General features: G+C 62.5%; 21 protein-coding genes. 5 read left to right on the top strand and 16 right to left on the bottom strand.

The window, feature by feature from the left end; all coding sequences use genetic code 11:
* Nucleotides 1-143 precede the first annotated feature (143 nt).
* From ddaH to I6E51_RS04060, 8 genes are all read right to left on the bottom strand, one after another.
* Nucleotides 144-1,346, bottom strand: coding sequence for a dimethylargininase (gene ddaH, locus I6E51_RS04095; RefSeq protein ID WP_304610921.1), 1,203 nt, complete (start codon nucleotides 1,344-1,346; stop codon nucleotides 144-146).
* Nucleotides 1,347-1,430: 84 nt separating this feature from the next.
* Complete coding sequence (purH, locus tag I6E51_RS04090; RefSeq protein WP_197109514.1) at nucleotides 1,431-3,032, bottom strand: bifunctional phosphoribosylaminoimidazolecarboxamide formyltransferase/IMP cyclohydrolase; 1,602 nt, start codon at nucleotides 3,030-3,032, stop codon at nucleotides 1,431-1,433.
* A gap of 5 nt (nucleotides 3,033-3,037) precedes the next feature.
* A complete protein-coding gene (gene purN, locus I6E51_RS04085) occupies nucleotides 3,038-3,622 on the bottom strand; it encodes a phosphoribosylglycinamide formyltransferase (protein WP_197106384.1) in 585 nt (194 codons plus the stop codon).
* 9 nt (nucleotides 3,623-3,631) lie between these two features.
* Nucleotides 3,632-4,846 (bottom strand): DUF6350 family protein, encoded by a 1,215-nt coding sequence (locus I6E51_RS04080; protein ID WP_197106385.1) that lies wholly within the window; start codon nucleotides 4,844-4,846, stop codon nucleotides 3,632-3,634.
* 146 nt (nucleotides 4,847-4,992) lie between these two features.
* Nucleotides 4,993-5,766, bottom strand: coding sequence for a dihydroxyacetone kinase phosphoryl donor subunit DhaM (gene dhaM, locus I6E51_RS04075; RefSeq protein ID WP_197109513.1), 774 nt, complete (start codon nucleotides 5,764-5,766; stop codon nucleotides 4,993-4,995).
* Between the two features lie 2 nt (nucleotides 5,767-5,768).
* A complete protein-coding gene (gene dhaL / locus I6E51_RS04070; protein ID WP_197109512.1) occupies nucleotides 5,769-6,410 on the bottom strand; it encodes a dihydroxyacetone kinase subunit DhaL in 642 nt (213 codons plus the stop codon).
* A 5-nt stretch (nucleotides 6,411-6,415) separates the two neighbouring features.
* Nucleotides 6,416-7,414, bottom strand: coding sequence for a dihydroxyacetone kinase subunit DhaK (dhaK, locus tag I6E51_RS04065; protein ID WP_197109511.1), 999 nt, complete (start codon nucleotides 7,412-7,414; stop codon nucleotides 6,416-6,418).
* Complete coding sequence (locus tag I6E51_RS04060) at nucleotides 7,414-8,172, bottom strand: MIP/aquaporin family protein (protein ID WP_197218695.1); 759 nt, start codon at nucleotides 8,170-8,172, stop codon at nucleotides 7,414-7,416. The genes dhaK and I6E51_RS04060 overlap by 1 nt, the downstream gene beginning before the upstream one ends.
* 183 nt (nucleotides 8,173-8,355) lie before the next feature.
* Between I6E51_RS04060 and I6E51_RS04055 the strand changes: the two genes are divergently transcribed.
* Nucleotides 8,356-9,129 carry an IclR family transcriptional regulator gene (locus tag I6E51_RS04055; protein ID WP_197106390.1) on the top strand — a complete coding sequence of 258 codons (774 nt, stop codon included), beginning with the start codon at nucleotides 8,356-8,358 and terminating at the stop codon, nucleotides 9,127-9,129.
* 114 nt (nucleotides 9,130-9,243) lie between these two features.
* Here the strand turns inward: I6E51_RS04055 and I6E51_RS04050 are convergent, their stop codons facing one another.
* The 3 genes from I6E51_RS04050 to sucC all read right to left on the bottom strand — a co-directional run bounded on the left by I6E51_RS04050 (nucleotide 9,244) and on the right by sucC (nucleotide 15,166).
* Entirely contained in the window at nucleotides 9,244-12,843 is a 3,600-nt protein-coding gene (locus I6E51_RS04050) for a S8 family serine peptidase (RefSeq protein ID WP_307783800.1), read from the bottom strand.
* A 255-nt stretch (nucleotides 12,844-13,098) separates the two neighbouring features.
* Complete coding sequence (sucD, locus tag I6E51_RS04045; RefSeq protein ID WP_197109510.1) at nucleotides 13,099-13,986, bottom strand: succinate--CoA ligase subunit alpha; 888 nt, start codon at nucleotides 13,984-13,986, stop codon at nucleotides 13,099-13,101.
* 10 nt (nucleotides 13,987-13,996) lie between these two features.
* Nucleotides 13,997-15,166: an ADP-forming succinate--CoA ligase subunit beta gene (gene sucC / locus I6E51_RS04040; RefSeq protein WP_197109509.1), complete on the bottom strand. Its 1,170-nt coding sequence runs from the start codon at nucleotides 15,164-15,166 to the stop codon at nucleotides 13,997-13,999.
* Nucleotides 15,167-15,355: 189 nt separating this feature from the next.
* Between sucC and I6E51_RS04035 the strand changes: the two genes are divergently transcribed.
* Nucleotides 15,356-16,129: an oxygenase MpaB family protein gene (locus tag I6E51_RS04035; RefSeq protein WP_197109508.1), complete on the top strand. Its 774-nt coding sequence runs from the start codon at nucleotides 15,356-15,358 to the stop codon at nucleotides 16,127-16,129.
* A 45-nt stretch (nucleotides 16,130-16,174) separates the two neighbouring features.
* Here the strand turns inward: I6E51_RS04035 and I6E51_RS04030 are convergent, their stop codons facing one another.
* Genes I6E51_RS04030 through I6E51_RS04020 form a run of 3 tightly spaced genes read right to left on the bottom strand, consistent with a single transcriptional unit; the run spans nucleotide 16,175 to nucleotide 21,059 of the window.
* Entirely contained in the window at nucleotides 16,175-17,587 is a 1,413-nt protein-coding gene (locus I6E51_RS04030) for an RNB domain-containing ribonuclease (RefSeq protein ID WP_197110141.1), read from the bottom strand.
* Nucleotides 17,588-17,639: 52 nt separating this feature from the next.
* The gene (locus I6E51_RS04025; protein WP_197109507.1) at nucleotides 17,640-20,045 is read right to left on the bottom strand and encodes an ATP-dependent helicase; all 2,406 of its coding nucleotides are present in this window, start codon (nucleotides 20,043-20,045) and stop codon (nucleotides 17,640-17,642) included.
* Between the two features lie 12 nt (nucleotides 20,046-20,057).
* A complete protein-coding gene (locus tag I6E51_RS04020; protein WP_197109506.1) occupies nucleotides 20,058-21,059 on the bottom strand; it encodes a glycerophosphodiester phosphodiesterase family protein in 1,002 nt (333 codons plus the stop codon).
* 75 nt (nucleotides 21,060-21,134) lie between these two features.
* Here I6E51_RS04020 and I6E51_RS04015 point away from each other — a divergent pair, with 75 nt between their 5' ends.
* From I6E51_RS04015 to I6E51_RS04005, 3 genes are all read left to right on the top strand, one after another.
* Nucleotides 21,135-21,425: a DUF4190 domain-containing protein gene (locus I6E51_RS04015; RefSeq protein WP_197109505.1), complete on the top strand. Its 291-nt coding sequence runs from the start codon at nucleotides 21,135-21,137 to the stop codon at nucleotides 21,423-21,425.
* An 88-nt stretch (nucleotides 21,426-21,513) separates the two neighbouring features.
* Complete coding sequence (locus tag I6E51_RS04010; protein WP_231599646.1) at nucleotides 21,514-21,924, top strand: hypothetical protein; 411 nt, start codon at nucleotides 21,514-21,516, stop codon at nucleotides 21,922-21,924.
* A gap of 79 nt (nucleotides 21,925-22,003) precedes the next feature.
* A complete protein-coding gene (locus I6E51_RS04005) occupies nucleotides 22,004-22,807 on the top strand; it encodes a Bax inhibitor-1/YccA family protein (RefSeq protein WP_197109503.1) in 804 nt (267 codons plus the stop codon).
* Between the two features lie 75 nt (nucleotides 22,808-22,882).
* Here the strand turns inward: I6E51_RS04005 and guaA are convergent, their stop codons facing one another.
* Nucleotides 22,883-24,478 carry a glutamine-hydrolyzing GMP synthase gene (gene guaA / locus I6E51_RS04000; RefSeq protein ID WP_197109502.1) on the bottom strand — a complete coding sequence of 532 codons (1,596 nt, stop codon included), beginning with the start codon at nucleotides 24,476-24,478 and terminating at the stop codon, nucleotides 22,883-22,885.
* Nucleotides 24,475-24,933, bottom strand: a complete 459-nt coding sequence (locus I6E51_RS03995) for a DUF3817 domain-containing protein (RefSeq protein WP_197106400.1) — start codon at nucleotides 24,931-24,933, stop codon at nucleotides 24,475-24,477. The genes guaA and I6E51_RS03995 overlap by 4 nt, the downstream gene beginning before the upstream one ends.

Genomic DNA, 24,933 nt, shown 5'->3' with positions numbered 1-24,933 from the left:
CGCGATTACTGCGGGTCGCGTCGTGTGCGACCGTGAACCGCTGCTCCTCGTCGTGAATGGCGCGGGGCAGACAGCCTTTTAGAATATGCCCGCCCCGGCGCTTTCACAATCACTATCCACAAATTTTTTGACAGAGTCTCAATTCAGCGGATGCGGACGGAGAGGCACGTGACGCAGCCCTCCATCTTCTCAAACTCAGACACGTCGACGGTAACCACGCGGTAGCCCAGGTTCTCGATGAGGGCAGCAGTCTGGGGCGCCGACGACGACATGAGAACCGCGTCATCCGACAGCACAACAACGGCAGCACCCTCGGCCTCAGGAACAGCCAAGAAGCGGTCGTACAGGTCGACGTTGTCGACGAGGTCGGGGTACCCAATGATCGTGCCGTCAGGCAGGGCTGTGACGCCGCTCTTGAGGTGCAGCACCTTCTCCACGGGCACCGCAATCACGGTGTAGCCGAGCGGGGTGACGATCGCCCGCAGCTGGCGGATGCCCTCTGCGTTGGTGCGGCCGCCGCGACCGACGTAGACCGTGGAACCAACCTTGAGCACGTCACCGCCATCGAGAGTGCCGGGTTCGGTGATTTCGTGGAGTTCGAGACCAAGGTCGTCGATGCTCGTGCGCACGGCAACGATCTCGGCCTGACGGCTCTCAGCACCGGGGCTCGTGAGCACCGCAACCTCGCCGAACATCACGACGGTGTCTTCGATGAAAACAGAATCGGCGAGATCGTCGTCGGCGGGCACTTCGATTACTTCGAAGCCGTTGTCTTTGAGGGCGGCAACGTAGGCCTCCCACTGCGCATCAGCAAGTTCGGCATCCACGGGAACACGGTCGAGGTGAGTGAGTTCTCCCTCAGCCATGCGCGAGGAAGGGGCGCGAACGAGAGCGGTGAGCGTGGGGGTCGGCTGCGGGGCACGGGCGACCATGGCAAACCACACGCGGCGACCAACCGTGAGTGCGGTCACGATCGTGGCTACGACAAAGATGAGGTTCGTGCCGAGCAGGCTCGCCAAGATGAATGCCATCGCTTCGGGATTCCATTCGGCTCCCGAGGCAATGATGCCGAGGGCGGTGCCGAAGAAGGCCGCGGCGATGCCGATCACGAGAGCCGACACGGCGGTCGTGTACCAGTAGCGGTGAATCTCGAGCGCCGCCGCAAGCGAGTAGAGCAAGAAGAGCACAAGCGCCATCGGCAAGAAGTACTCGGCGATCGTCGGCAGGTTCTCTGCCGCGGCACCGTTCGACGTAAAGAACGCCAGCCCGGTTGCGAGATAGACGGTGCCGGCAACGGCAATTCCGGAAATAAAAGCTGCGGCCATACGCCGTTGTGCACTGATCATGCGCCCCAACCTACCGGGAAGATTCTATGCGTTTGCCCTACGCCGGCTCCCCGTAGAGAGCCGGCGTACACCGGGCGACATTTGTTAGTGGAAGAAGTGGCGCTCACCCGTGAAGTACATGGTCACGCCGGCGTCAACCGCTGCCGCAATTACTTCTTCATCACGGATCGAACCGCCAGGCTGAACCACCGCACGCACACCCGCATCGAGCAGCAACTGCAGGCCATCGGCGAAGGGGAAGAACGCGTCACTGGCCGCAACCGAACCTGCGGCACGGTCACCGGCCCGCGAGATCGCGAGCTGGCACGAGTCAACACGGTTGACCTGCCCCATGCCGACACCGACGGATGCTCCGCCGTTAGCCAGCAAAATAGCGTTCGACTTCACGGCGCGCACTGCTCGCCACGCGAACTCAAGGTCGGCAAGAGTCTCAGCATCGGCGGCGTCGCCGGCAGCGAGCGTCCACGCGGAGGCCGGGGAGAAGTGCTTATCCAGTTCTTGCACGAGCATGCCGCCCGAGATCTGGCGCAGCTCACGGCTGTCACGCGCGTAGCCCTCAGGCAGCTGCAGCAAGCGCAGGTTCTTCTTGGCCTTCAAGATTTCAAGTGCTTCGGGCTCAAAGCCGGGAGCAACGACAACCTCGGTGAAGATCGGTGCGATCGACTCAGCGGCAGCCTTCGTGATGATTCCGTTGGCCGCGATCACTCCGCCGTAGGCCGAGATCGGGTCGCAGGCGTGCGCCAAAACGTGAGCCTCCGCGATGCTGGCTGCAGTGGCGATTCCGCACGGGTTAGCGTGCTTGATGACCGCGACAGCGGGAGTGTCGTGGTCGAAGGCGGCGCGCAGAGCGGCGTCGGCATCCACGTAGTTGTTGTACGACATCTCTTTGCCACCGAGCTGCGTGGCCTGCGCGATTCCGGGCTGCGCGGCCACACCGTAGAGGGCTGCCTGCTGGTGGGCGTTCTCGCCATAGCGAAGTACGGCGAGCTGGTCGGCGGCAACCTCGAGGTGCACCGGCAGTGTGGGGGCGGATGCCGCGGCATCCGTCTCACCGAGAAGCGCACCGGTCAGGAACCACTGCGACACAGCGGTGTCATAGGCGGCGGTCTGAGCGAAAGCCTTGGAGGCGAGCGCGTAACGCTGCGCGAAGGTTGTGCCCTCCCCCGCTGCCGCGGCGATGATCTCGTCGTAGCTGTCTGGGCTCGTGACGATGGCAACGTTGGCGTGGTTCTTGGCGGAGGCGCGCACCATGGCGGGGCCCCCGATGTCGATCTGCTCGACGATGTCGGCGGGAGCAGCGCCAGAGGCAACCGTCTCCACGAAGGGGTAGAGGTTCACGACAACGAGGTCGAAGGCTTTGATGCCGAGCTCGGCGAGCTGAGCTTCGTGCGACTCGAGGCGCAGGTCAGCGAGGATGCCGGCGTGCACGGACGGGTGCAGCGTCTTGACGCGACCATCGAGCGATTCCGGGAAACCCGTGACGGTCGATACCTCGGTGACGTCATAACCAGCTTCGGCGATCGTCTTCGCCGTGGAACCGGTCGAGACGAGCTCTACGCCCGCATCGGCAAGCGCACCCGCGAGGTCGAGGAGGCGCGACTTGTCGCTCACCGAGATGAGGGCGCGGCGGATAGGAACGACATCGCGTTCGCGGAAATCGGCTGGGTTATGGCTGGGGCCGCTCATGGGATTCAGAGTTCCTTTAGGTTGATGCGATTGGTGGCAATGTCTTCGATCGTCTGCACGAGCAAGCGCCGTTCAATCGGCTTAATGCGGGCGTGCAGGTGTTCTTCGGTGTCTCCGGGCTCGATTGCAACGCGCTCTTGCACGATGATCGGACCACTATCGACACCGTTGTCGACCTTGATAACACTGGCGCCCGTCTGGGTTGCCCCAGCAGTAAGCGCATCGCGAACCGCGTGGGCTCCCGGGAACTCCGGCAGGTAGGCCGGATGAGTGTTGATGATGTTGGGCGAAAGAGCCTCGACGACGCGCGGCGGCAGCAGCTTCATGAAGCCACTCAGCACGACGAGGTCGGCATTCCAGAATTGGATCTGCTCGAGCAGTTCATCGCCCCACTCGTCGCGGTTCTTGAAGTTCGACATCGCGACCGAGAACGTGGGGATGCCGTAATGCTCGGCATGGTCGAGCCCGTCAGCAACGCGGTCGGCGCCAACGGCGACGACACGGGCGGGAAAGTCGGCACTCTCGGCCGCTTCGAGCAGGGCGGCGAGGTTAGACCCGCCCCCGGAAATCAAGACAACGAGTGTGAGCACGCACCCAGCCTAGCGCTCAGTGAAGCCGTCGTCAGTGCGCTCCGGGCGTGCGGACGCCAGAAGACCGAGCCCCGCTGCGACCGAAAACTCCACGAACGCCCACAGGGCAACAATCCACGGCTGGGGGCCAACATCGATGAGTCGTCCCGGACCGGCAGATCCCGCGGATGCCCACGTCAACAACCCCATGATGGTGGCGGCCGTGAATCCGATCCCGACCGCGACGATGGCCAGTTCGCGGCGACGAAGTTCTCCGGCGATACGCGGCCCGAGCACGGCTGCCACCAGGAAGCCGACAACAACGGGGGCGAGGAGTCCGGCGAATCCGAATGCGAAATCTCCGCTCGGCAGGGCGCCAAAGACGGGGATGGCAGGAATGGGCCCGAGGGTGGTGGCCAGCGGCGAGACCGCGGAACCTGTTCCGATCGCAAAGCCGGGCCCCACGAGCCAGGCTGCCGCCCACAACACGATGTTTGGCAACAGCGCGAGTTGGCCGATCGTCACGGCGACGCCACCCAGCACCTCGGTGTGGAGTCCTTCATACAGCGTGATGATCTCAGCGAAGGACGTGACAATCGCGAGCGTCGTCACGAGAGACGCGACCGTGAGCAAACCGGCAGCCGCGATCGCCCCGCCCCGCAGCGCGGTGGCCACGATCGTGCGTACGTGGGCTGGCCATCCAGCAATCCAGCGTCGGATGCCTCCCGACACAGGGTTCGCCGCCGAAACGATCTGGCTGCCGATCAGCAGGCCGACCGCGAAGACCACCGTCGGTAACAGGGTGCCCTGCCACAGCGAGGGGCGCGCCACCGGGTGCAAAGCCGACAAGGTGAGCACGAGCGACGTTGCGCCGAAGGTGGCGAGCGAGGCGAGAGTGCCCAGCAGCATGTGGGGAGTCTCGGCGACCCGACGACCAGCCCGAACGCCGAGCAGAAGAGTCAGAAGGGCGAACCCGAGCAGCGCCATGGTGATCGTGACCGGCGTGCTCGCTGCGGGCAACCCAACGGCGCTCGCGACGGTCGGATCAAGCACAACGGTGATGTCGACGCCGTGGCCGACAAGCCAAATATCAACGGCGGCACGCCAGAACACTGTCCAGTCGATGGCCAAGCCGTAGTGGATGCCCCACAGCAACGTCAGCGGGACCAGCGGAATCGCGATCCCGATAGCGACAACGAGGAGCGCCTCGAAGGCGGCGAAGAGAAGAGTGAGCTGGCGATTCATGTCTCGGTGAGCGTACCCGCCCGCGCGCCAACAGCCGCGACGGCGGACCGAAAATAGATCGATCTGTCAGCGTGACGGATGCCGCCGCCGGGCGGACCGGCGACGCTCAGGCGGGCACAACTCGCGCGGGCGTCGCCGCGGATTCGCTAGCTGGCGAGTTCCCCGAAGCCTTCGCCCGTCATGGCGACCAGAGTGTCGACGGCCTGCTGGGCGGCACCACCGGTTGCCGTGAATTTCAAGACGTGGTCGTGTGCAGCTCCGAGCGACATGATTCCGATCAGGCTGTTGCCCGAAACCGGCCCCTTGCCCGCAGTCACGTCGGTGATCGTGAGTTTGGCATCCACTCCCGCGAGCGCCTGAACGATGAGAGACGCCGGTCGGGCGTGCAGTCCGTCAGGGTTCACGAGGGGGGCTTCGGCGGTGACCTCTGTAGGGTCGGCTGACACAGCATCCGCAGCAGGAGCGTCCGCAGCGGGTGTCTCAGCGGCAGGAGCATCAACCCCGTCAGGGGCACCGCCCTGGTCAGCAAGCTGACTCTGCTTTGCGCCCATTGCTGCCCGCGCTTCGCGGTCGACCTCGTCGAGCGAGGCCCCTGCATTCGCAAGAACAATCGCGGCAATGAGTCCTTCTACGAAGGGCGCATCGGTGAGCCGCACCTCGTCAGTTGTTGTCATGAACTCGGTGGCCATGGTGCTGCTGAGCACCGCTGAGCCGAGATCCATGAAGACAAGAACGCCCTCGCCGTTGGCTACCTCGTCGATTGCCGCAGCAACTTTCACGGCATCCGTACCGATGATGCCGTCGCCGGCACCCGCGGCAATCGCGATCGGCGGCGGGGTCTCCCCCACCATTTCAAGCGCGAGATCCACAGCGGCCTGCGCGAGCGCAGGGCTGTGGCTTACGACCACAATGCCAATCACGATCAGCTCGAAACGGTGTCGACGAGAGCCTGGAACAGCAGTGTGCTCGAGGTGGCACCCGGGTCGATGTGTCCGGCGCTACGCTCGCCGAGGTAGCTTGCGCGACCCTTGCGGGCAACGAGAGGTTCGGTCGCGTCGCGCCCCTTCTCAGCAGCGGTGAGAGCCACGGATGCCGCCGCAGCAACATCGGCGCCGTCAGCGACAGCAGCATCCCACGCGTCAAGCGCGGGTGCGATCGCGTCGAACATAGTTTTGTCGCCCGCTTCAGCCTTGCCCCGTGCCACTACGCCCTCAAGACCGGCTCGCAGTGCTGCGCCGAGGGCGGCAGCGTCGAGTTCAGCCACGGGGCCAGCGTTCACGCCCATGCGCAGGAAGAGAGTGCCATAGAGCGGGCCGCTCGCGCCGCCGACGGACGTCACCAAAGTCATACCTACAGACTTCAGCAGTGCGTCGGCGGCGGTCGCGGGCTCTGCACCAATCTTCTCGACCACTGCGTTCATGCCGCGGACCATGTTGGAGCCGTGGTCAGCGTCGCCAATGGCCGAATCGAGTTCGGTCAGGTAGCTCTGTTTCTCGGTCACGAGATCGCGGAACCGCGAAAGCCAGGCGATCAGTTGGTCGAGAGAGATGGTGCTTGTAGACATAGTTCTTAGACTCCCCAGCGGAGCCCGGCGGTGTTCACCGGGGCATCCCATAGTTTCAACATTTCTTCGTCAGCCTTAAGGATCGTGACCGAGCATCCGGCCATATCAAGGCTCGTGATGTAGTCACCGACGAGGTTGCGCACAACCTCAACTCCAGCAGCCTTGAGCAGCTTCGCGACCTCGTTGTACATGATGTACAGCTCGATCTGCGGGGTGCCGCCCATACCGTTCATCATCACAATGGCTGGTGATCCTGTGAAGTCCATGTCGGCCAAGATCGGGTCGACCAGTTGCTTAGCAATGGATGCCGCATCCGCGAGCTTTTCGCGGTGACGACCGGGTTCTCCGTGGATGCCGACGCCGATTTCCATCATGTCGTCGGGCAGATCGAAGGTCGGCTTGCCCGCGGCGGGAACCGTACAGCTGGTGAGTGCCATACCCATGGAGCGGCCGGAGTCGTTGATGCGGTGTGCCAGTGCGGTGACCGCGGCGAGGTCTTGTCCCTCTTCAGCTGCTGCGCCGACGATCTTTTCGAGCAATACCGTGAGGCCAACGCCGCGGCGTCCGGCCGTGAAGAGCGAGTCCTGAACAGCCACGTCGTCGTTGACGACGACAGAGGCAACCTTCACTCCGGTTTCCGCTTCGGCCATTTCGGCAGCCATCTCGAAGTTCATGACGTCGCCGGTGTAGTTCTTGACGATGTGCAGCACGCCAGCACCAGAGTCAGCAACCTTGGTGGCTTCCTGCATCTGGTCGGGGGTTGGCGAGGTGAAGACTTCGCCGGCACACGCTGCGTCGAGCATCCCGAAGCCAACGAAGCCGCCGTGAAGCGGTTCGTGGCCCGAGCCGCCACCAGAGATCAGCGCAACCTTGCCAGCGCGAGTGGGTTCTGCGCGGTAGATCACGCGGTTGACGTGGTCGACCTTGAGCTCTGGATGCGCGGCGTCGATTCCGGCGAGCGCGTCGGCGAGTACCGATTCGGGGGTATTGATCAGTTTCTTCATTACTTGGCCTTCTCTTCCGTGAGTGCTTCAGTGAGGGTCTCGTTGTCGGCGTTGGTCTTGGAAATAAAACCGAAAGCAAGTGCGGCAAGCACACCAGCGAGCAGTTCAGCTACGAGGTAGACCCACAGCTGCTCCCACGCCACTTCGCCGCCCATGATCTGCTGAACGAGCATCGGACCAGTGGTACGGGCGGGGTTGATGGATGCGCCAGTGATCGGGCCAACGGGAATGATGGCGGCGAAGACGACGAAACCAATGGCGAGTCCGGCAAAGCCGGGGGCTGCCTTGCGGTGGATGACTCCAAAGACGGTGAAGACGAGGAGGAACGTTCCGACGAACTCGGCAAAGAATGCCTGGCTGACGGGAATCGTGTCGGGGTTGTAGGCGGCGACGCCAAGACCGGCGTCAACCGCGGCCTGGCCAAGAACGCCGACGATCGCAAAGGCACCGGCGGTTGCACCGAGGAGCTGAGCGATGAGGTAGCCGGGAACTTCACGCCACGCGAACTTGCCAGCGACAGCGAGGCCGATCGTGACGGCGGGGTTGATGTGGTTGCCGGAGATGTAGCCGAAGACATAGACCGTCACGACAACGATCAGACCGAACGCGAACGAGATGATTCCGAGACTCGCCATGGTGAACGGCTCATCGCCATTCAAGATGAACGTCGCGGGCACTGAGCCAACGCCGACGAAAACGAGGAAGGCGGTTCCTAGAAACTCCGCAGCCAGCTTCTGCCACTGCTTGTTCTCATCCATGAGTTCTCCTTTGAACTTGTATTGCGCGTGCGACCGGGTGTCGCGAACGTTCGTCAATATCGGAACGTTATTCGATAATGTCGAATATGCTACGTTCAGTTACATCTTGTCAAGCCCAACCGGTTCGAAAGTAGACCGGTGGTGCAGAGATAATGAATACCGGCTAAATGACGGGGAACAGCGTTGATCCAATCCATTGATCGAGCAGCACAAGTGCTGTCGTCGCTCCAGGGCGCCCGGCATCTCGGCATCACGGAACTCGCCGGCCTTCTCTCGCTGCCGCCGTCCACGGTGCACGGCATCGTTAAGTCCCTCCAGGTACACGGACTCGTCGCCAAAGAACCCAACGGCAACCGCTACATGCTCGGCCCCGCCCTGCTGAAACTCTCCAACGTCTACCTCGACACCCTCGACGTGCGTGCCCGCGCAATGCGCTGGACCCAAGAACTTTCGCGACGCACCGGGCTCGCTGTTCGCCTCGGCTCCGAACTTTTCGACGAAGTCATCGTCATCCATCACAACAACCGGCCAGATGGCACCGAGCAGATGCCAGAGACAGGCCTCTCCATTCCCGTGCACGCCTCCGCTATGGGCAAGATCCTGTTGACCTACAACGCGGATGCCGCCGACCAGCTTTTTGAGAAACCGCTCCGCAGCCTCACCGGTGACACCATCACCGATCCCTCGAAACTCATTCTGCAGTTTGCGCAGATTGCCGAGCGCGGCATCGCCACGGAGCAAGATGAAGCGGTGCTCGGCGAATCCTCGATTGCGGCCCCTATCGCCGATCGCAATGGCAACGTCATCGCCGCCGTGGCCGTCGTGTTGCACTCCAGCGAGTGGCCGCCCGAAGACAACGTATTGAATGTGTTGCGCGAAACCGCCCGCAACATCTCGCGCGAACTCGGCTACACCGCCTGGCCGCCGCCCGTCGTGCGGCGCCCCACCGACGACTAACATCCAGCGCGCCAACGCGCCTCACACTGCGAGCGCGCCAACACGCAACAACGGCTGGCCGCCCGTGGGGAGGCGACCAGCCGTTGTTGAGTGTTGCTCCTGAGCAGGTGTCGTCTAGAAGACGATCCAGACCCAGTCGTTGCGGCTGCTTGAGCCGGTCACGTTGTCACCGGCCGGAGTGAACTCTGCCTTCACCTGGTGCAGCCCACGGTCGAGCTTCGGCAGCTTCACCGTCACCTTTCCGTTGTCGGCTTCGTCCAGCGTGATGGTGTCGACCTTCTTGCCGTCGACCGTCACCTTCACGGTTCCGGTCGCTGCGACATCCTCACCGGTAGCGACTCGGATGGTGGCACTCACGGTGTTCCACGAGAAGGCAACGTGCTTGCTCACCGACAGGCTCACGCTCGAGCTGTAGTTGATCATCACGGCCTCAGAGGTGGCGCTTGCGCTCGGCAGGTCCTTCTTGCTGGCGGTGACAACGACGGTGATCGCCTTGCCCTCGTCAGCCTTCGTGACCGTGTACTTGCGCTTGTCGGCGCCGGCGATGTTCTCGCCGTTTGCCTGCCACTGGTAGCTGAACTTCAGCCCGTCAACATCCCACTCGCCAGCGTTGGCGGTGAGCTTGCTGCCCACGAGCGGCTTGCCCGAGATGGTCGGCAGAACGGTGTTCACGGGCGTTCCCGGCAGAACATCTTCCTGCGTCACAACCTCAATCGCGGTTGTTGCTCCCGTGTCGCCATAGCTGACGAGACCGAGGTAGTTCGTGAAGGGGGCGAGGCCCTCCCACGATGCGGTGTAGCTCACTGCTTCACCCTGCACACCCGGGAGAACTTCGGGGTCCAACCCGAGGGGCTCTCCCGCACCAGGAACGACGGCGAAGGTGCGCACGTCGAACGCGGTAGACGGGTTCGCGGCATACACCGATGCGATCACGAGGTAGTCACCCGGTGTCGGATCAGCGAGGTTGACGCGCTCATCGGCGGCTCCCGTGGCGGACTGCCACCCGGCGATCGGAGTGCCACTGCCATCGAGCAGGTACACAATCAGATCGAGGTCGGCCGTGTCATCGATCGAATCGAGATCGAAGCGCGCATACGTTGTGCCCTCAGGCACGGTTGCTGCGTACTCAAACTCGTCTCCGCTCACACCAGAACCCGAGTGATCGGTTTCGGTGCCAGTGGGGTCTTCATAGAAGACTCCCGCGGTGAGACCGGTCGATGTCAGCGGGATGTCGCCGTTGCCGCCGGGCGTGACCGTCACTTCAACGGCGCCGTAGGTTCCGGTTCCGCTGGCTGTGTCCGGCGCGAGGATGGTGACGGGGCGCACGGCGATGGGGCTGTGCACGACGGTGTCGCCACTGGTCCACGTGAGGGCTCCGGTGGTGAATTGGTCGAGCGGAGCATCCGTTCGACTGATCGTCACTTCGTAGCTCTGTGTCTCGCCTGCAGCACCAAAGGTCAGCGTTGAAGGTGAGACCGTTGCTTCGATTCCGGGGACCGAGATGGATGCCTCGAACGTGCCCGCCTGAGTGGAGGTCACGGTGCGAGTGATCGTCTCGGCTGCCGTCAGCGAGCCGATACCGATGGATGCCAGGTTGAGATTGCTGGGATCGATTGCTTCGACCGCGGGGTCGAGCACGTCGTAGCCAGCGCCCTCAATGTAGGACAGCCAGTCGCCGATGCCGTTCAGGTAGAGCAAGCCAGGCTCAAAGAACTTGGTCGGATCGATGTGGCCGGCACCCTGCGTGAAGGGGTCAGTGACGGGGTTTCCGTCGGCATCCACGGTGTCGTAGGCAGTTGTCATGAATGCCGACTTGATCTCGGCGGGAGTCGCGTTGGGGCGTTCGCCGAGGTAGAGCGCGGCAAGACCGGCAACGTGCGGTGACGACATCGAGGTTCCCGAGAGAAGCGCGAACGTCGGCTCGGCTCCTTCAGCGTTGGCGCTAGCGGCGAGGATTCCGACACCAGGCGCCGAGATGTCGGGCTTGATGATGTCGCTGCCGTCAGCTTCAACGGGACCACGCGACGAGAAGCCAGCGACCTGAGGGGTCGGCGGTTGGTACGCGGTTTCGTTACCCGGAGTGAAGGTCGCGGTCGCACCTTCGGTCGCTGCATACGCAAGGACAGCATCGCGGTACTGAGCATCCAGGTGGATGGTCGGAATCACGTGAGTGTCGAGGTCGGTCGAGCTCGGCGTCACGTTCACAAGAACCGCACCGATACCGCCAGCGCGAGCAACCTCGGCCGACTTGTCGACACGAGCGATGACACCGCGGTCACAGACCACAATCTTGCCCTCAACGAGAGCCGGGTCGAGAGTGTCAGCCAGGCACAGCGCTGGGTCAACAGCACCGACGAGGGCGACATCCGCAGCGTAGACGAGCTCACCCGTCAGCGGTTCCGCGGCAGGGTCGAGGTCAACCGTGATCGACGCACCGGCGAACTCTTGGCCGTCACCGAGGGTGACGGTGGCTTCGTAGTTCGGAATGGTGCTGGCGGCGACGGTGGTGATCCACGGTGCCGCGTTGTCGAGGGTTGTCGCTCCGGGGCCGTCGTTTCCGGCGGAGGCTGCGACGAAGACGCCGGCAGCAGCCGCACCGAGGAAGGCCTGGTCGGTGGGTGAAACGGTGCTTGTGGCAGCGCCTCCACCGATCGAGTAGTTGATCACGTCAACACCGTCAGCGACAGCCTGGTCGATTGCAGCCAAGAGGTCGGTGGATGCACAACCGTCGTCGGTCGTGGCGACCGGGTCTGGTCCGCTCCAGCACACCTTGTAGGCAGCGATCTTTGCCGCGGGGGCGACACCGGAGAAGTAGCCGAGGGCGTTTCCGCCAACGTTGGCGTCGATTTCGTAATTTCCCGCTGCGGTGCTCGCAGTGTGCGATCCGTGGCCGTCACCGTCACGCGGCGAGACGTACTCGCCAACGCTGGCGTCACCGAGGTTGCCGGCACCGAAACCATCAACAAAGTAGCGAGCGCTGATGACCTTGGTCGTGCAGTCGTCAGCGGTGAACTGGTCGCCTTCGGTGCAGACACCGGTGAAGGTTTGGCCGTCGGCTTTCTCGTAGACGACGGAACCACCGTCGAGATACGGAGCTGCTCCCGGCGTGCTGCCGAGGGCGTCACCCGCAAAGGCAGGGTTCTCGGGAGCGAAGCCAGTGTCGAGCACGCCGACAACGATTCCTTCACCCGCGGTTTCAGCACCGCCAATGGATGCCCAGAGTCCGTCTTCGCCTTCAAGGCCAAGGAACTCTGTTGACCGCTGCGCTGCCGTGATGTGCTTCAGCTCGTCCGGAACGATCGAGGCAACAAGTTTGTTTGCCGAGAGCTCGACTGCTTGAGCCGCGGTCAGATCAGCCGCGAAACCGTTGGTCGCGAGCGTGTACGAATAGTCGATATCAGCACCGACGGATGCCGCGACATCGTCTTGCTTCTCTTCCAAATATTCGGTGTAGTCCTGCACTACTTGGCGGCGAGTGTCGAGTTGCTCGCCATCGGGCGGGGTTGTTGCGTCAAAACCGCGCACACCACCGTCGTAGGTTGCAGCAGCCTGATCCACCATCGTGACGATGTAACGCCCCGGGGTAAATTCAGTTTGGCCGCCGCCACCAATGGATGCTGGTGCAGCTGTGGCGCCGAGTGCGGCGCCGGTAACCAGGGAAGTGGCGACAAGAGTTGTCGTTGCCACCACCGATATGACTCTTCGAATGCTCACGAATGTTCCTATTCTTCTGTGAATGGGACTTGCTTATGTGACGTACACACGCTGATCATGGCGTGTTTGCAAAGCTGGTGGTCGGGCACTCACCACGAGCCACTATATGCGCGGTCTACCCCTTAATGGGGGCCCCCCTTTAACTCATCGTTACGTTAACGTGACATATTGTCCGCTCTTTGGGGGACGCCGTTAAACGACAGAAGCGCCGCCGTCCAGTGGACGGCGGCGCTTCTGTGTAGCGAGAGGTGCTTGCTACAGAGTTTCGAGAATTTCGCGCATGAGCTTGGCGGCTTCAGACGGCGTCTTGCCGACCTTCACACCGGCAGCTTCAAGTGCTTCCTTCTTGGCCTGAGCGGTTCCGGCGGAGCCAGAAACGATCGCACCGGCGTGACCCATGGTCTTACCCTCGGGTGCCGTGAAGCCAGCAACGTAGCCCACAACGGGCTTCGTGACGTGAGCTTTGATGTAGTCAGCGGCACGCTCTTCAGCGTCTCCACCGATCTCACCAATCATGACGATGGCCTTGGTCTCGGGGTCAGCCTCGAACGCTTCAAGTGCGTCGATGTGCGTCGTGCCGATGATGGGGTCGCCACCGATACCGATTGCGGTCGAGAATCCGAGGTCACGGAGTTCGTACATCATCTGGTACGTGAGCGTTCCCGACTTGGAGACGAGACCGATCGGGCCCTTGCCAGTGATGTTCGCGGGCGTGATGCCCACGAGTGCTTCACCGGGCGTGATGATGCCGGGGCAGTTCGGCCCAATGATGCGGGTCGTGTTGCCCTTCTCCTGGGCGTAAGCCCAGAACTCAGCCGAGTCACCGACGGGAACACCCTCGGTGATGATGACGAGCAGCGGGATCTCAGCGTCGATAGCTTCGATAACGGCATCCTTGGTGAAGGCCGGAGGAACAAAAGCGATCGAAACATCCGCTCCCGTTTTCTCCATTGCTTCAGCAACGGTGCCGAACACGGGAAGCTCAACGTCACCGTGAACAACGGTGGTGCCAGCCTTGCGTGCGTTGACGCCGCCAACGACCTGGGTACCAGCAGCGAGCATGAGAGCGGTGTGCTTGGTGCCCTCACCGCCGGTGATGCCCTGAACGATGACCTTGGAATCCTTGTTGAGGAAAATTGACATGCTCGGTTCCTTACTTCGCAGCGTTGGCGAGTTCGGCGGCCTTGTCGGCGCCCTCGTCCATTGAGGCGGCTAGCGTCACGAGGGGGTGGTTCGCTTCTGCGAGAATCGCGCGACCCTCCTCAACCTTGTTGCCGTCGAGACGGACAACGAGAGGCTTGTTGGCGGCATCGCCGAGCGCGGCGAGCGCACCCACGATTCCGTGAGCAACAGCGTCACACGCGGTGATTCCACCGAAGACGTTGACGAATACGCTCTTGACCTGAGGGTCGTTGAGAATAACGTCGAGCCCAGCGGCCATGACCTCAGCCGAGGCTCCGCCACCGATGTCGAGGAAGTTGGCTGGCTTCACGTTGCCGTGGTTTTCGCCAGCGTAGGCAACAACATCCAGCGTCGACATGACGAGGCCTGCACCGTTACCGATGACACCGACTTCACCATCGAGCTTGACGTAGTTGAGGTTGTTGGCCTTAGCCTTCGCCTCGAGGGGATCAGCGGCAGCAGCGTCTTCGAGTTCTGCATGCTTGGGGTGACGGAACTCAGCGTTCTCGTCGAGCGATACCTTGCCGTCGAGGGCAACGATGTCGCCGTCTTCGGTGATCACGAGAGGGTTGACCTCAACGAGAGTTGCGTCTTCGCCCTTGTACACGTCGTAGAGCTTCACGAAGACAGGAGCAACCTTGTCGACGAGCTCTGCCGGGAACTTGGCAGCGATCGCAATTTCGGTGGCCTTCGCGAGGTCGATACCCGTGAGCGGGTTGACCTCGATCTTGGCGAGAGCCTCGGGGCGCTCAACAGCAAGCACCTCGATTTCCACTCCACCTTCAACGCTGCAGAGCGAAAGGTAGGAGCGGTTTGCTCGGTCGAGCAGCACGGAGAAGTAGAACTCCTGCGCGATGCGAGCACCGGCAGCAATCATTACTCGCTTGACCGTGTGGCCGTTGATGTCGAGACCAAGGATCTGCTCGGCTGCGGCGAAAGCGTCGTCGGCGTTGTGAACAACCTTGACACCACCCGCCTTGCCGCGACCGCCGGTCTTGACCTGAGCCTTGACAACGACAGTTCCACCGATTTTCTCGGCAGCTGCTTTGGCTTCTTCTGGGGTGTCGGCAATTAGGCCGGCAAGTACTGGTACGCCATAAGACTCAAATACGTCCCTGGCTTGGTACTCATATAGATCCACGCTGCTCATTCCAATCCGCGCGTAATGGTGAGTGGGGAAGGCGGCGAATCGGTGCCAAATTGGTCGGCTCCATGAGTCGCACGCCAATAGAAAACCTTACCGTGCCTAACGTTGTGGGTTTTCCGATAGCGGACTGAATGTGGCGAAAGATCAGCGAATCTTGTGGTTCGGGCCTCGTAAACTGGCCGTGTGCCCGCATTCGACCCCCTCAGAATTGCGGATGTCTCTGCCGACGTCGCTCTGCTGGCCGGCGGTGGGGCGGCCATCCTGTTGCAAATCGCGCACCCTGCTGTGGGTCAGGCGGTCGCTGAGCACAGTGACTTTGCGCGGCGCCCCTTGGATCGCCTCAACGGCACCCTCACCTATCTCTATGTCACCGTCTATGGCACGCCGGCCGAGGCTGCCGAGGTTGCGCGGCGCGTAGGCGCGGCTCACCGACCGGTGCGGGCCGACAGCTACGACGCCCGTGACCCGCAGCTGCAGTTGTGGGTCGCCGCCACGCTGTACGACACCGCCACGCGCGTGCGCGAGCTGGTGTTCGGGCCGTTGCGCGAAGTGGATGCCGAAACCCTGCTGGCCGACTACGCGGTCATTGCGACCGCGCTGGGCGTTCCGCGCGCGCTGTGGCCGGCCGACCGTGCGGCATTCGCTGCCTACTGGAACGAGAGCGTGGCTTCGTTGCGCGTCACGGACGCGAGCCAACGAGTTGCCCAACAGCTGCTACATCCGACCGGCGGACCGTGGTGGCTGCGGGCGTCAATGCCACTCGTTCGCGTGCTGACCGCCGGGCTGCTGAGCCGTGAGTTGCGCGAGGCCTATGCGCTACCCCACCACCAGAAACGCTTCGACCGGATCATGCGGGTCACCCGCGCGGTGTACCCGCACCTTCCCCGCTGGGTGCGCTTCGCGGCGCAGCGCCGGTATCTGGCATCGTTCCGGCGATCGCTCGCCGACGCCACCTAGCTAGGCGCAGCCTCGCCTGCGACTCCAAGCGGACGAACGAGCGAGCTACGCGAGTTCGAACTCGATCGTTCCCGTCGCAATCTCGGCAGAAACGAGTCGAACGCGCACCGTGTCGCCAGCTGAAACCGTGCCGGAGATGCGAGCCGTAATCACGGGCTCTGCGATCTGGATGACGCCACCGTCGCCGCGCTGCGAGACCACCGTGGCTTCGAACTCCTCGCCCACTCGCGGCCGCAACAGTGCCGCTTCGATCACGTCGACCGAGGCGCGGTCGAACTGCGATGCCAGCTGACTCGTGCGGCCCATGATCTTGGGCAGTTGCGGAAGAGCTTCGCGCACCCATTTCGGTACTTCGCGCCCCGCGACAATCGCTTCACACGCGACAAGCACGAAGCGGTCGACGAGTCGACGCAGCGGCGCTGTGGCGTGGGCGTAGGGCGCGGCTACGGCAGCCTGGATAGTGTCTTTGGGCGGTTCGCCGTCGAAGGGCGTGTAGCCCGCTCCACGGAACAGCGAGGTGGCGGCATGCGTCGCCGCGAGGGCGCGGGGGTCGGAGTGGTCGAGAGCCCGCAGGTACTCGCCATAGTTCTGGTTCTCGGGCCACGGGCATCCGAGGCTCGCCACCTGACGCCGGAACTGTTCCAGAGTCTCGTCGTCGGGCACGGGCATCGTGCGCAGAATGCCGACTTTGCCTTCGAGCATGATGCGAGCGGCTTCCATGCCGGTCATGAGCGAGACGTGCGCGTTGTAGTCCTCGACGGGTAGCGACGCTCGACGCTCGATCACATACTGGCCATCAACGACAGCCACTTCCTCGTCGGGCCGGTTGAGGCTTGCTCCCCCGCGCTGACGTTCCAGCTCGGTGCGCAGGCGCCCAAACTCGGGCAGCAGCGAGAGAGATTCGTCCGCGCGGTCGTTGTCGAGCAACTCTTGCACTTCGACGTAGTTGAACTGGCGACGGTTACGCACTTGGGCGCGCACGAGAGTTGTCGCGATGACCTCGCCCGCGGCATCCAAGTCGAAGGTCCACACAAAAGCGGGACGCGTCGCACCAGCGAGAAGCGAAGCGGCGTCTTCACTGATGATCGTCGGATGCAGCGGTACTCGGTCGTCGGGACCGTACAAGGTTTGACCGCGCTTGCGAGCTTCGGCATCAACGAGGGAACCGGGCAGCACGAACGCCGGCACTTCGGCAATCGCGTACATCACGCGCAGCGTTTCGCCGGTGCGTTCGAGGTAGAGCGCCTGGTCGAGATCGGTGGCACCCTCGGGGTCAATCGTCACGAACGGGATGCCGGTGAGGTCTAGCTCGGGCGGCTCAAATGCCGCGACGGCAGCGTCGGCGGCCTCTTCAACCTCGGCGCTGAACTCGGTGGGTAGTTCAAGATCGGCGCGCACCGCCGCGAGCGCCTTCGCTAGCTCATCGCCCGTGTCGAGTGGTCGCAGTCGCGGCACCACGAGCCGTGGCTCCCCGTGCCGTGGGCTGCCAGAGTTCGCCGTTGCTTCAGAATCAAAGTTTCTCAATGGGAGCAATCTTGATCAGCAGGCGCTTGCGCCCTGCGGTGTCGAACTGAACGTCAGCGATGCTCTTAGGGCCAGCGCCCGTGACTTGATTCACGGTTCCGTCACCAAAATCAGTGTGGCGGATGCGGTCGCCCGCCGCCAGTGTGAGGTCACCGTTGTCGCGCACGGTTGCCGTGATGGGACTAGCCCATTCCGTCTTTGCCCGCGGCGGTGCCGGAGGCAGACCACCGGATGCCGCTTGTCGCAGCGAGCCGGCCCACGAGCCGCCGCCGCTGTTGCCGTCGCGGCGAGCGTTGAGCGCACGGGACTGGGTGCCGCCGCGCGAGTTCGCCATCCCGGGTGATTGCTTCCACTCGATGAGTTCGGTGGGAATCTCTTGCAGGTAGCGGCTCGGCATCGCGACGTTGACTTCGCCGAACTGGGCGCGGGTCATGGCCAGCGAGAGAAAGAGTCGTTTGCGGGCACGCGTGATGCCGACATAGAACAGTCGACGCTCTTCGGCGGGGCCGCCAGGTTCATTCGCCGACATGCGGTGCGGCAGCAGGTCTTCTTCGACGCCGGTGAGGAACACCGAGTCGTACTCGAGGCCCTTCGCGGTGTGCAGCGTCATGAGCGAGACGGTTCCGCTGGAGTCATCCAGATCATCGGCCGCCGCCACGAGAGACACCTCGGTGAGGAAGTCGAGCAGGGTGCCGTCGGGGTTGTTCTTGCCAAACTCCTTCGTCACCGCCACGAGCTCGTCCACGTTCTCGGCGCGAGCTTCGTCTTGCGGGTCTTGCGAGGCGCGCAGCGCCGTCAGGTACCCCGAGCGCTCTAGAAGCTCGGTCAAAATATCAGCGGGCTTGGATGTCTCCACCTTCGCCATGACTTCGTCGAGCACCTCAGCCAAACCAACGATCGCTTTCGTGACCTTGGGGCCGAGGCCGAGTTCGGAGGCGTTGCGCATCGCATCGCGCAGGGTCATGCCCCGGTCATCCGCCCACGCCTGCAGCGCAGCCTCGGTCGCCGGGCCAATGCCGCGCTTCGGCGTGTTCATGATGCGACGCAGAGCCAGCGGGTCTGCCGGGTTCGCGACCGCAATCAAGTAGCCGAAGGCATCCTTGATTTCCGCGCGCTCATAGAACTTCGTACCGCCAAGCACGCGGTATGGCAGGGCCGCGCGAATGAAAATCTCTTCCAGCGCACGAGTCTGCGAGTTGGTGCGATAGAAAACCGCGACGTCTTTGTACGCGACGCCCTGATCGTGCAGCTTCTGAATTTCATCTGCCACGAACTGCGCTTCGTCATGACCCGAGTAGCCGGTGAAGCCCATGATTTTGTCGCCGGCGCCCACCGTCGTGAAGAGCTTCTTGTCTTTGCGATCGAAATTGTGGGAGATGACCGCGTTGGCGGCATCCAAAATCGTCTGGGTCGAGCGGTAGTTCTGCTCAAGCAGAATCACGGTCGAGTTCGGGAAGTCACGCTCGAATTCCACAATGTTGCGGATGTCGGCCCCGCGGAACGCATAAATCGACTGGTCACTGTCGCCGACCACGGTCAGCGATGCGGCATCCGCCTCATTGCTGGAGCCGGCAATGAGCACGCCAGGCGAGGTCTCGAACTGCTCAGGAGCCGGCGGCCGCGTGAGCTCGCGGATGAGCGAATACTGTGCGTGGTTGGTGTCCTGATATTCGTCAACAAGGATGTGCTTGAAACGACGCTGGTAGGTTGCCGCGATCTGCGGGAAGGCCCGGAACAGGTACACGGTCTGCCCGATGAGGTCGTCGAAGTCGAAGGCGTTGGCGTCGCTGAGGCCGCGAGTGTAGCGGCGGAAAACCTCGAGGAACTTCTTCTCCGTCGGGTCGCTCATGTTGGCATCCCGAGCGAAACCGTCGACGTCGGTTAGCTCATTCTTGAGCTGCGAAATACGGTTCGCAGCCTTACTGACCGTGAGGCCGAACATGTCGGCGTCGAGCTCTTTGAGAATCCGCTTGAGCAGAGCTTTGCTGTCGGCCGAGTCATAAATCGTGAAGTTCTTGGAGAACCCAAAGGCTTCAGCTTCGCGACGCAAAATGCGCACGCAGGCAGAGTGGAACGTGGAGATCCACATCCCCTCGGCGGTATTGCCGACGATGGCACCCACGCGCTCGCGCATTTCGGCGGCAGCCTTGTTGGTGAAGGTGATGGCGAGAATCTGGCTCGGCCAGGCTTCTCCCGAGCGCAACAGTCCGGCAATACGCCGGGTCAGCACGCTCGTCTTGCCCGAGCCAGCACCCGCCACGATCAGCAGCGAAGGCCCGCGATATTCAACAGCCTCCCGTTGACGCGGGTTGAGCCCGTCGAGCAGAGGGTCGCTAGTGGAATCCCCGTCGTCAGAACGGCCAGGGTCGTGAGGGTCAAGAGCAGTCGTCATGGCCCCTCGACTCTACCCGCGCGCGCTGACGGCGAGGTCGGGTTGGTCCGCGAAGACGCCATCGAGACCGGAATCGATGAGCATCCGAAACTCCGCACGCCAATTTCCGTGTTGCTCGGGCTGCTTGCTCGAACGCAAGTTCGTCGGCAAGAAGCGGTTCTCAGCCCGCAGTGTCCAGCAGAAAACGAGAAGCCCGGCCGCATGAGCGCGCTCTACGAGATCGTTGGTGCCCGTGAGGTTGCCCGCCAGATCTTTCACCATCAGCATCTTCTTATCAACGCTGATTCCGTCAACTTCGCGAGCCAACTGGGCAAGGCCGTCATCAGTGAGATGGTCGGCGTAGCTTCGCGCTTTCGCACCAAAGCGTGCAATCAAGTCAGACGGCGCCCCGCTCGCCTCGAGCAAAAACACCAACTGACCTGGAATCCCACGATCCCGGATGCTGTGCAGCACGCTCTGCTCGAATGATTCAACAATGAGATTGTCGGCCGTCGCCCACCCGCTCACGTCTCGGGCGAAAAGCTCGTCAAGCGGCAGCCCGATCGACGCGAAATAGCTCGCATGCTTGATCTCGGCGACGATCTTCAGCGGGCGACGCGCAGCCTCCGGATGCTGGTCCACAATCTCAAGCAGGTCGCTCAATCGCAGAATCGGCGAAGCATCGTTGTGGGCGGTACTCGCTTGCCGCACCTCGGGCAAGCGCTCACGAGCACGCAGAGTGCTCAACTCGGTCCACGTGAAGTCTTCGGTAAACCAACCCGTCATCGCGGTGCCGTCGATCGTCTTTGACGTGCGCCGGTCAGCAAACTCGGGATGCTCCGCCACGTCTGTTGTGCCCGAAATCTCGTTCTCATGGCGCAACACCAGCACGCCATCGCGGGTGGCCACAATGTCGGGTTCGACGGCATCCGCCCCGAGGGTGAATGCGAGCTCGTAGGCGGCTCGAGTGTGCTCTGGGCGGTATCCGCTTGCCCCGCGGTGCCCGATCACAAGCGGGCGAATGGTGGTGCTCATTGGCTCAAGAATATGCGTTTCGCGACCAACCACTAATATTTAGATATGCCCGAGTGTTCGTCATGCGCTGCAACAGTGCAACCGGAGTGGAAGTTCTGCATTTATTGCGGAGAACCCACGTCCGCTGATGCTGCGCGCCCGGCCCCTCTGGCGGCGAAACGAACAAGCCCTCTGGCGATTCTCGCGCTCATCTTGGCCGCGATTGGCGGGCCTCCCGCACTGATCTTCGGCCACTTAGCCCTTCGCCAGATCAAAGAGACGGGCGAACGCGGCAAAGCCATGGCGATCATTGCCACCGCTCTTGGCTACGTGTGGCTAGTCGTGTGGGCGATTCTGTTGTACTCCCTGCTCACCAATGGCCGCTAAGCCACCGACACCGAGACGGTTCCGGGAACCAACCCGGCGCCTTCCGCTGAAGTGGGGTCACTACGCTGACCGTTATTACGCGGGGTTAGTGCTCATCATCGCGGGCGCAATGCATCTGCAGGGCGCCAACAACTACACGCTCATCATTTTGCTCATCGGCACCACATCGACGGTCGTCGGGTACTCGATCATGCCCGCCAAAGGCTGGCGACGGATGATCGTGGCCCTGCCCGCCGTCACCCAAATCTGGCTCATGCTCACGGGCCCCATGTCGATGTGGACCCTCGTGATTCCGCTGCTGTGCTGGCTCATCGTGCGACACCGGCCGCTCATCTCGTATCTCGCGCTTGCCCTCCCGATTGCCAACGGCATCATCCTGCCGCGGTTCTATCAGGAGTACTCGCAGATGCCTCAGGCACTCGCCATTTCGTTCGTCGTTCTCGTGGCGGCAGCCTGGCTTGCTCGGCTGATCGCTGTCAGCGCAGCCTCCCGGCGCTAAAACGCGGCATTTCTCAGCGAACTCCGGTAGTTTTAAGGGTGCGTCACAAACGTGTGACACCACACCAACCAGAGGAATCATGGCACTCAATAACCCCGCTTTCTCCCGCGATGCTGCATTTAGCTCGCGCGGCGGAATCGCCGTCGCGAACCAGGTATCCAACCAAAAACTTAACGACATGTACAACCGTGAGTCGGCTCCCGACTCCGGCGATGTCATGACCGTCGAAGACACCATCGCTAAGACCGTAGGGGCCTTCGCGCTTCTGCTCGTCGGCGCCGCCATCGGCTGGATTGCCGACATGCCACTGTTGTGGATGGGCGCTGGTCTCGTGGGCTTCGTACTCGCCCTCGTCAACATCTTCAAGAAGCAACCCTCCGGCGCCCTCGTCCTTGCCTACTCGGCGGTCGAAGGTGTGTTCGTTGGTGGCATCTCGCGTTTCTACGAGAACGCCTATAGCGGAGTCGTCACCCAGGCCGTCATTGCGACGATCGTCGTTGTCGGCGTCACGCTCGCACTCTTCGCGAGCGGCAAGATTCGTGCATCCAAGAAGGCCACCAAGGTCTTCCTCATCGCGATGGTCGGTTACATGGTCTTCGCGCTCGTAAACATGGTCATGATGCTCACCGGAGCGACCGACGACGCCTTCGGCCTCCGCAGCGCGGAAATCCCCATCCTCGGTATTCCGTTCGGTGCCGTTCTCGGTGTGCTCGTCGTCATCATGGCGGCGTACTCGCTCGTGCTCGACTTCGACTTCATCCAGAAGGGTGCCGCCAACGGCGCACCCCGCGCCTTCGGTTGGAAGGGCACCTTCGGCATCATGATCACCGTCGTGTGGCTGTACCTCGAGCTGCTGCGCTTCTTCGCGATCCTTCGCGACTAGCGCCACCGTCTCGCAACGACAAAGCCCCCGTCACTTCGGCAGTAGCCGAGTGACGGGGGCTTTGTCGTTAAAGCGCTATTCCCACTCGATGGTTCCTGGCGGCTTCGACGTGACGTCGAGAACCACGCGGTTAACCCCATCCACCTCGTTGGTGATGCGGTTAGAAATCTTGGCGAGTACGTCGTACGGAAGTCGAGTCCAGTCGGCGGTCATCGCGTCTTCCGACGACACCGGGCGAAGCACAATCGGGTGGCCGTAAGTACGACCGTCGCCCTGCACACCCACTGAACGAACGTCGGCGAGAAGAACTACGGGGCACTGCCAAATCGTGTCATCAAGACCAGCAGCGGTGAGCTCGGCGCGAGCAATCGCGTCGGCCTTGCGCAGCAGCTCAAGACGGTCGTGTGTGACTTCACCGATGATGCGGATGCCGAGGCCGGGGCCAGGGAACGGCTGGCGGCCAACAATGACCTCCGGCAATCCCAGCTCGCGACCGATCGCACGCACCTCATCCTTGAACAGGGTGCGCAGCGGTTCGACGAGCTCGAACTGCAAGTCTTCGGGGAGCCCGCCGACGTTGTGGTGGCTCTTGATGTTGGCGGTGCCGGTTCCTCCGCCACTTTCGACGACATCCGGGTAGAGGGTTCCTTGAACGAGGAACTTGACGGTGTCTTCGCTGCCCTTCGTTTCAAGCACGAGCGCTTCTGCGGCATTCTCAAAGCTGCGGATGAACTCGCGGCCAATGATCTTGCGCTTCGTCTCGGGGTCAGTGACTCCGGCGAGAGCATCCATGAACTGGTCAACGGCATCAACGGTGACGAGTCGCACACCGGTCGAGGCGACGTAGTCCTCTTCAACCTGGCGACGCTCATCCTGACGCAGCAGGCCGTGGTCAACAAAAATGCAGACGAGTTGGTCGCCAACAGCCTTGTGCACGATCGCGGCAGCGACAGCGGAATCGACTCCGCCAGAAAGACCACAAATGACCTTGGCCGAACCGACCTGTTCACGAATACGGTCGACCTGCTCAGCAATAACGTTGCCGCTGTTCCAGTCGGCGGGGATGCCCGCAGCGTCGTGCAAGAAGTTTTCGAGCAGGTCTTGACCGTGCGTCGAGTGCTTGACCTCGGGGTGCCACTGAACGCCATACAACCCGCGCTCAACGCTGGAGAACGCGGCAACCGGAGTCGCTTCGCTGCTCGCCAACACGGCGAACCCTTCCGGAGCTTCAGTGACGGCATCGCCGTGACTCATCCAGACGGTTTGCTCTGACGGCTGGTCGCCCAAGAGGTTTCCACCACCGCCCTGAACAGTCATGTCGGTAGCGCCGTATTCGCGCAGCCCCGTCTTCGCGACGGTGCCGCCGAGCTGACGGGCCATCACCTGGAAGCCGTAGCAAATACCAAAGACAGGAACACCCAGCTTGAGGATGCCAGGGTCAAGGTCGGGCGAGCCAGGCTCGTAAACGCTTGAGGGGCCACCGCTCAGCACGATGCCGGCTGGGTTCTTGGCCGCGATCTCTTCAGCGGTGATGGTGTGAGGAACAATCTCGCTGTACACGTTGGCTTCGCGAACGCGACGTGCGATCAATTGCGCGTACTGGGCGCCAAAGTCGACGACGAGTACGGGGCGAGCATTCGTGTCTGCGGATGTGGCCGTGGAGTCGGTCATGCAGTTGCCTTTGCGGAGTCAGCGCCGGCCGCTTTCGCAGCTGCAGCGGATTCGAGGGTCGCGATCTTCGTCTCAACGAGTCGCGGTACCTGACGTTCGAGGAAGAACGACAGAAAAGGGATGACACCACCGAGGGCGATGTAGAGGAAGCGCAGGAACGAGTAACGCGTGAGGCGCCACAGGATGAAGTCTGCGGCGACATAGAAGACGTAAAGCCAGCCGTGAACGATCAGAATGATGGTCGATACGTTGATGCCCTGCACGAGCTCTTTTGGCGTGAGCGTCAAGAAAGCGGAAGGGCCGTTGAGCTCGATGTCGCCGCCCAGTCCGTAGCGAAAGATCATCATGAGGCACAGCACAAGCAGGAAGGTACCGGTGACGATCGACGACACCTTGTAGAACGAAAGAGTGCGTCGAATGCTGGGAATATCTGAAAGCCGGGGACCGAGAGCCAT

The sequence above is a fragment of the Salinibacterium sp. NSLL17 genome (assembly GCF_015864935.1).
Lineage (GTDB): Bacteria > Actinomycetota > Actinomycetes > Actinomycetales > Microbacteriaceae > Rhodoglobus.
This window is presented reverse-complemented; position numbering and strand designations above follow the sequence as displayed.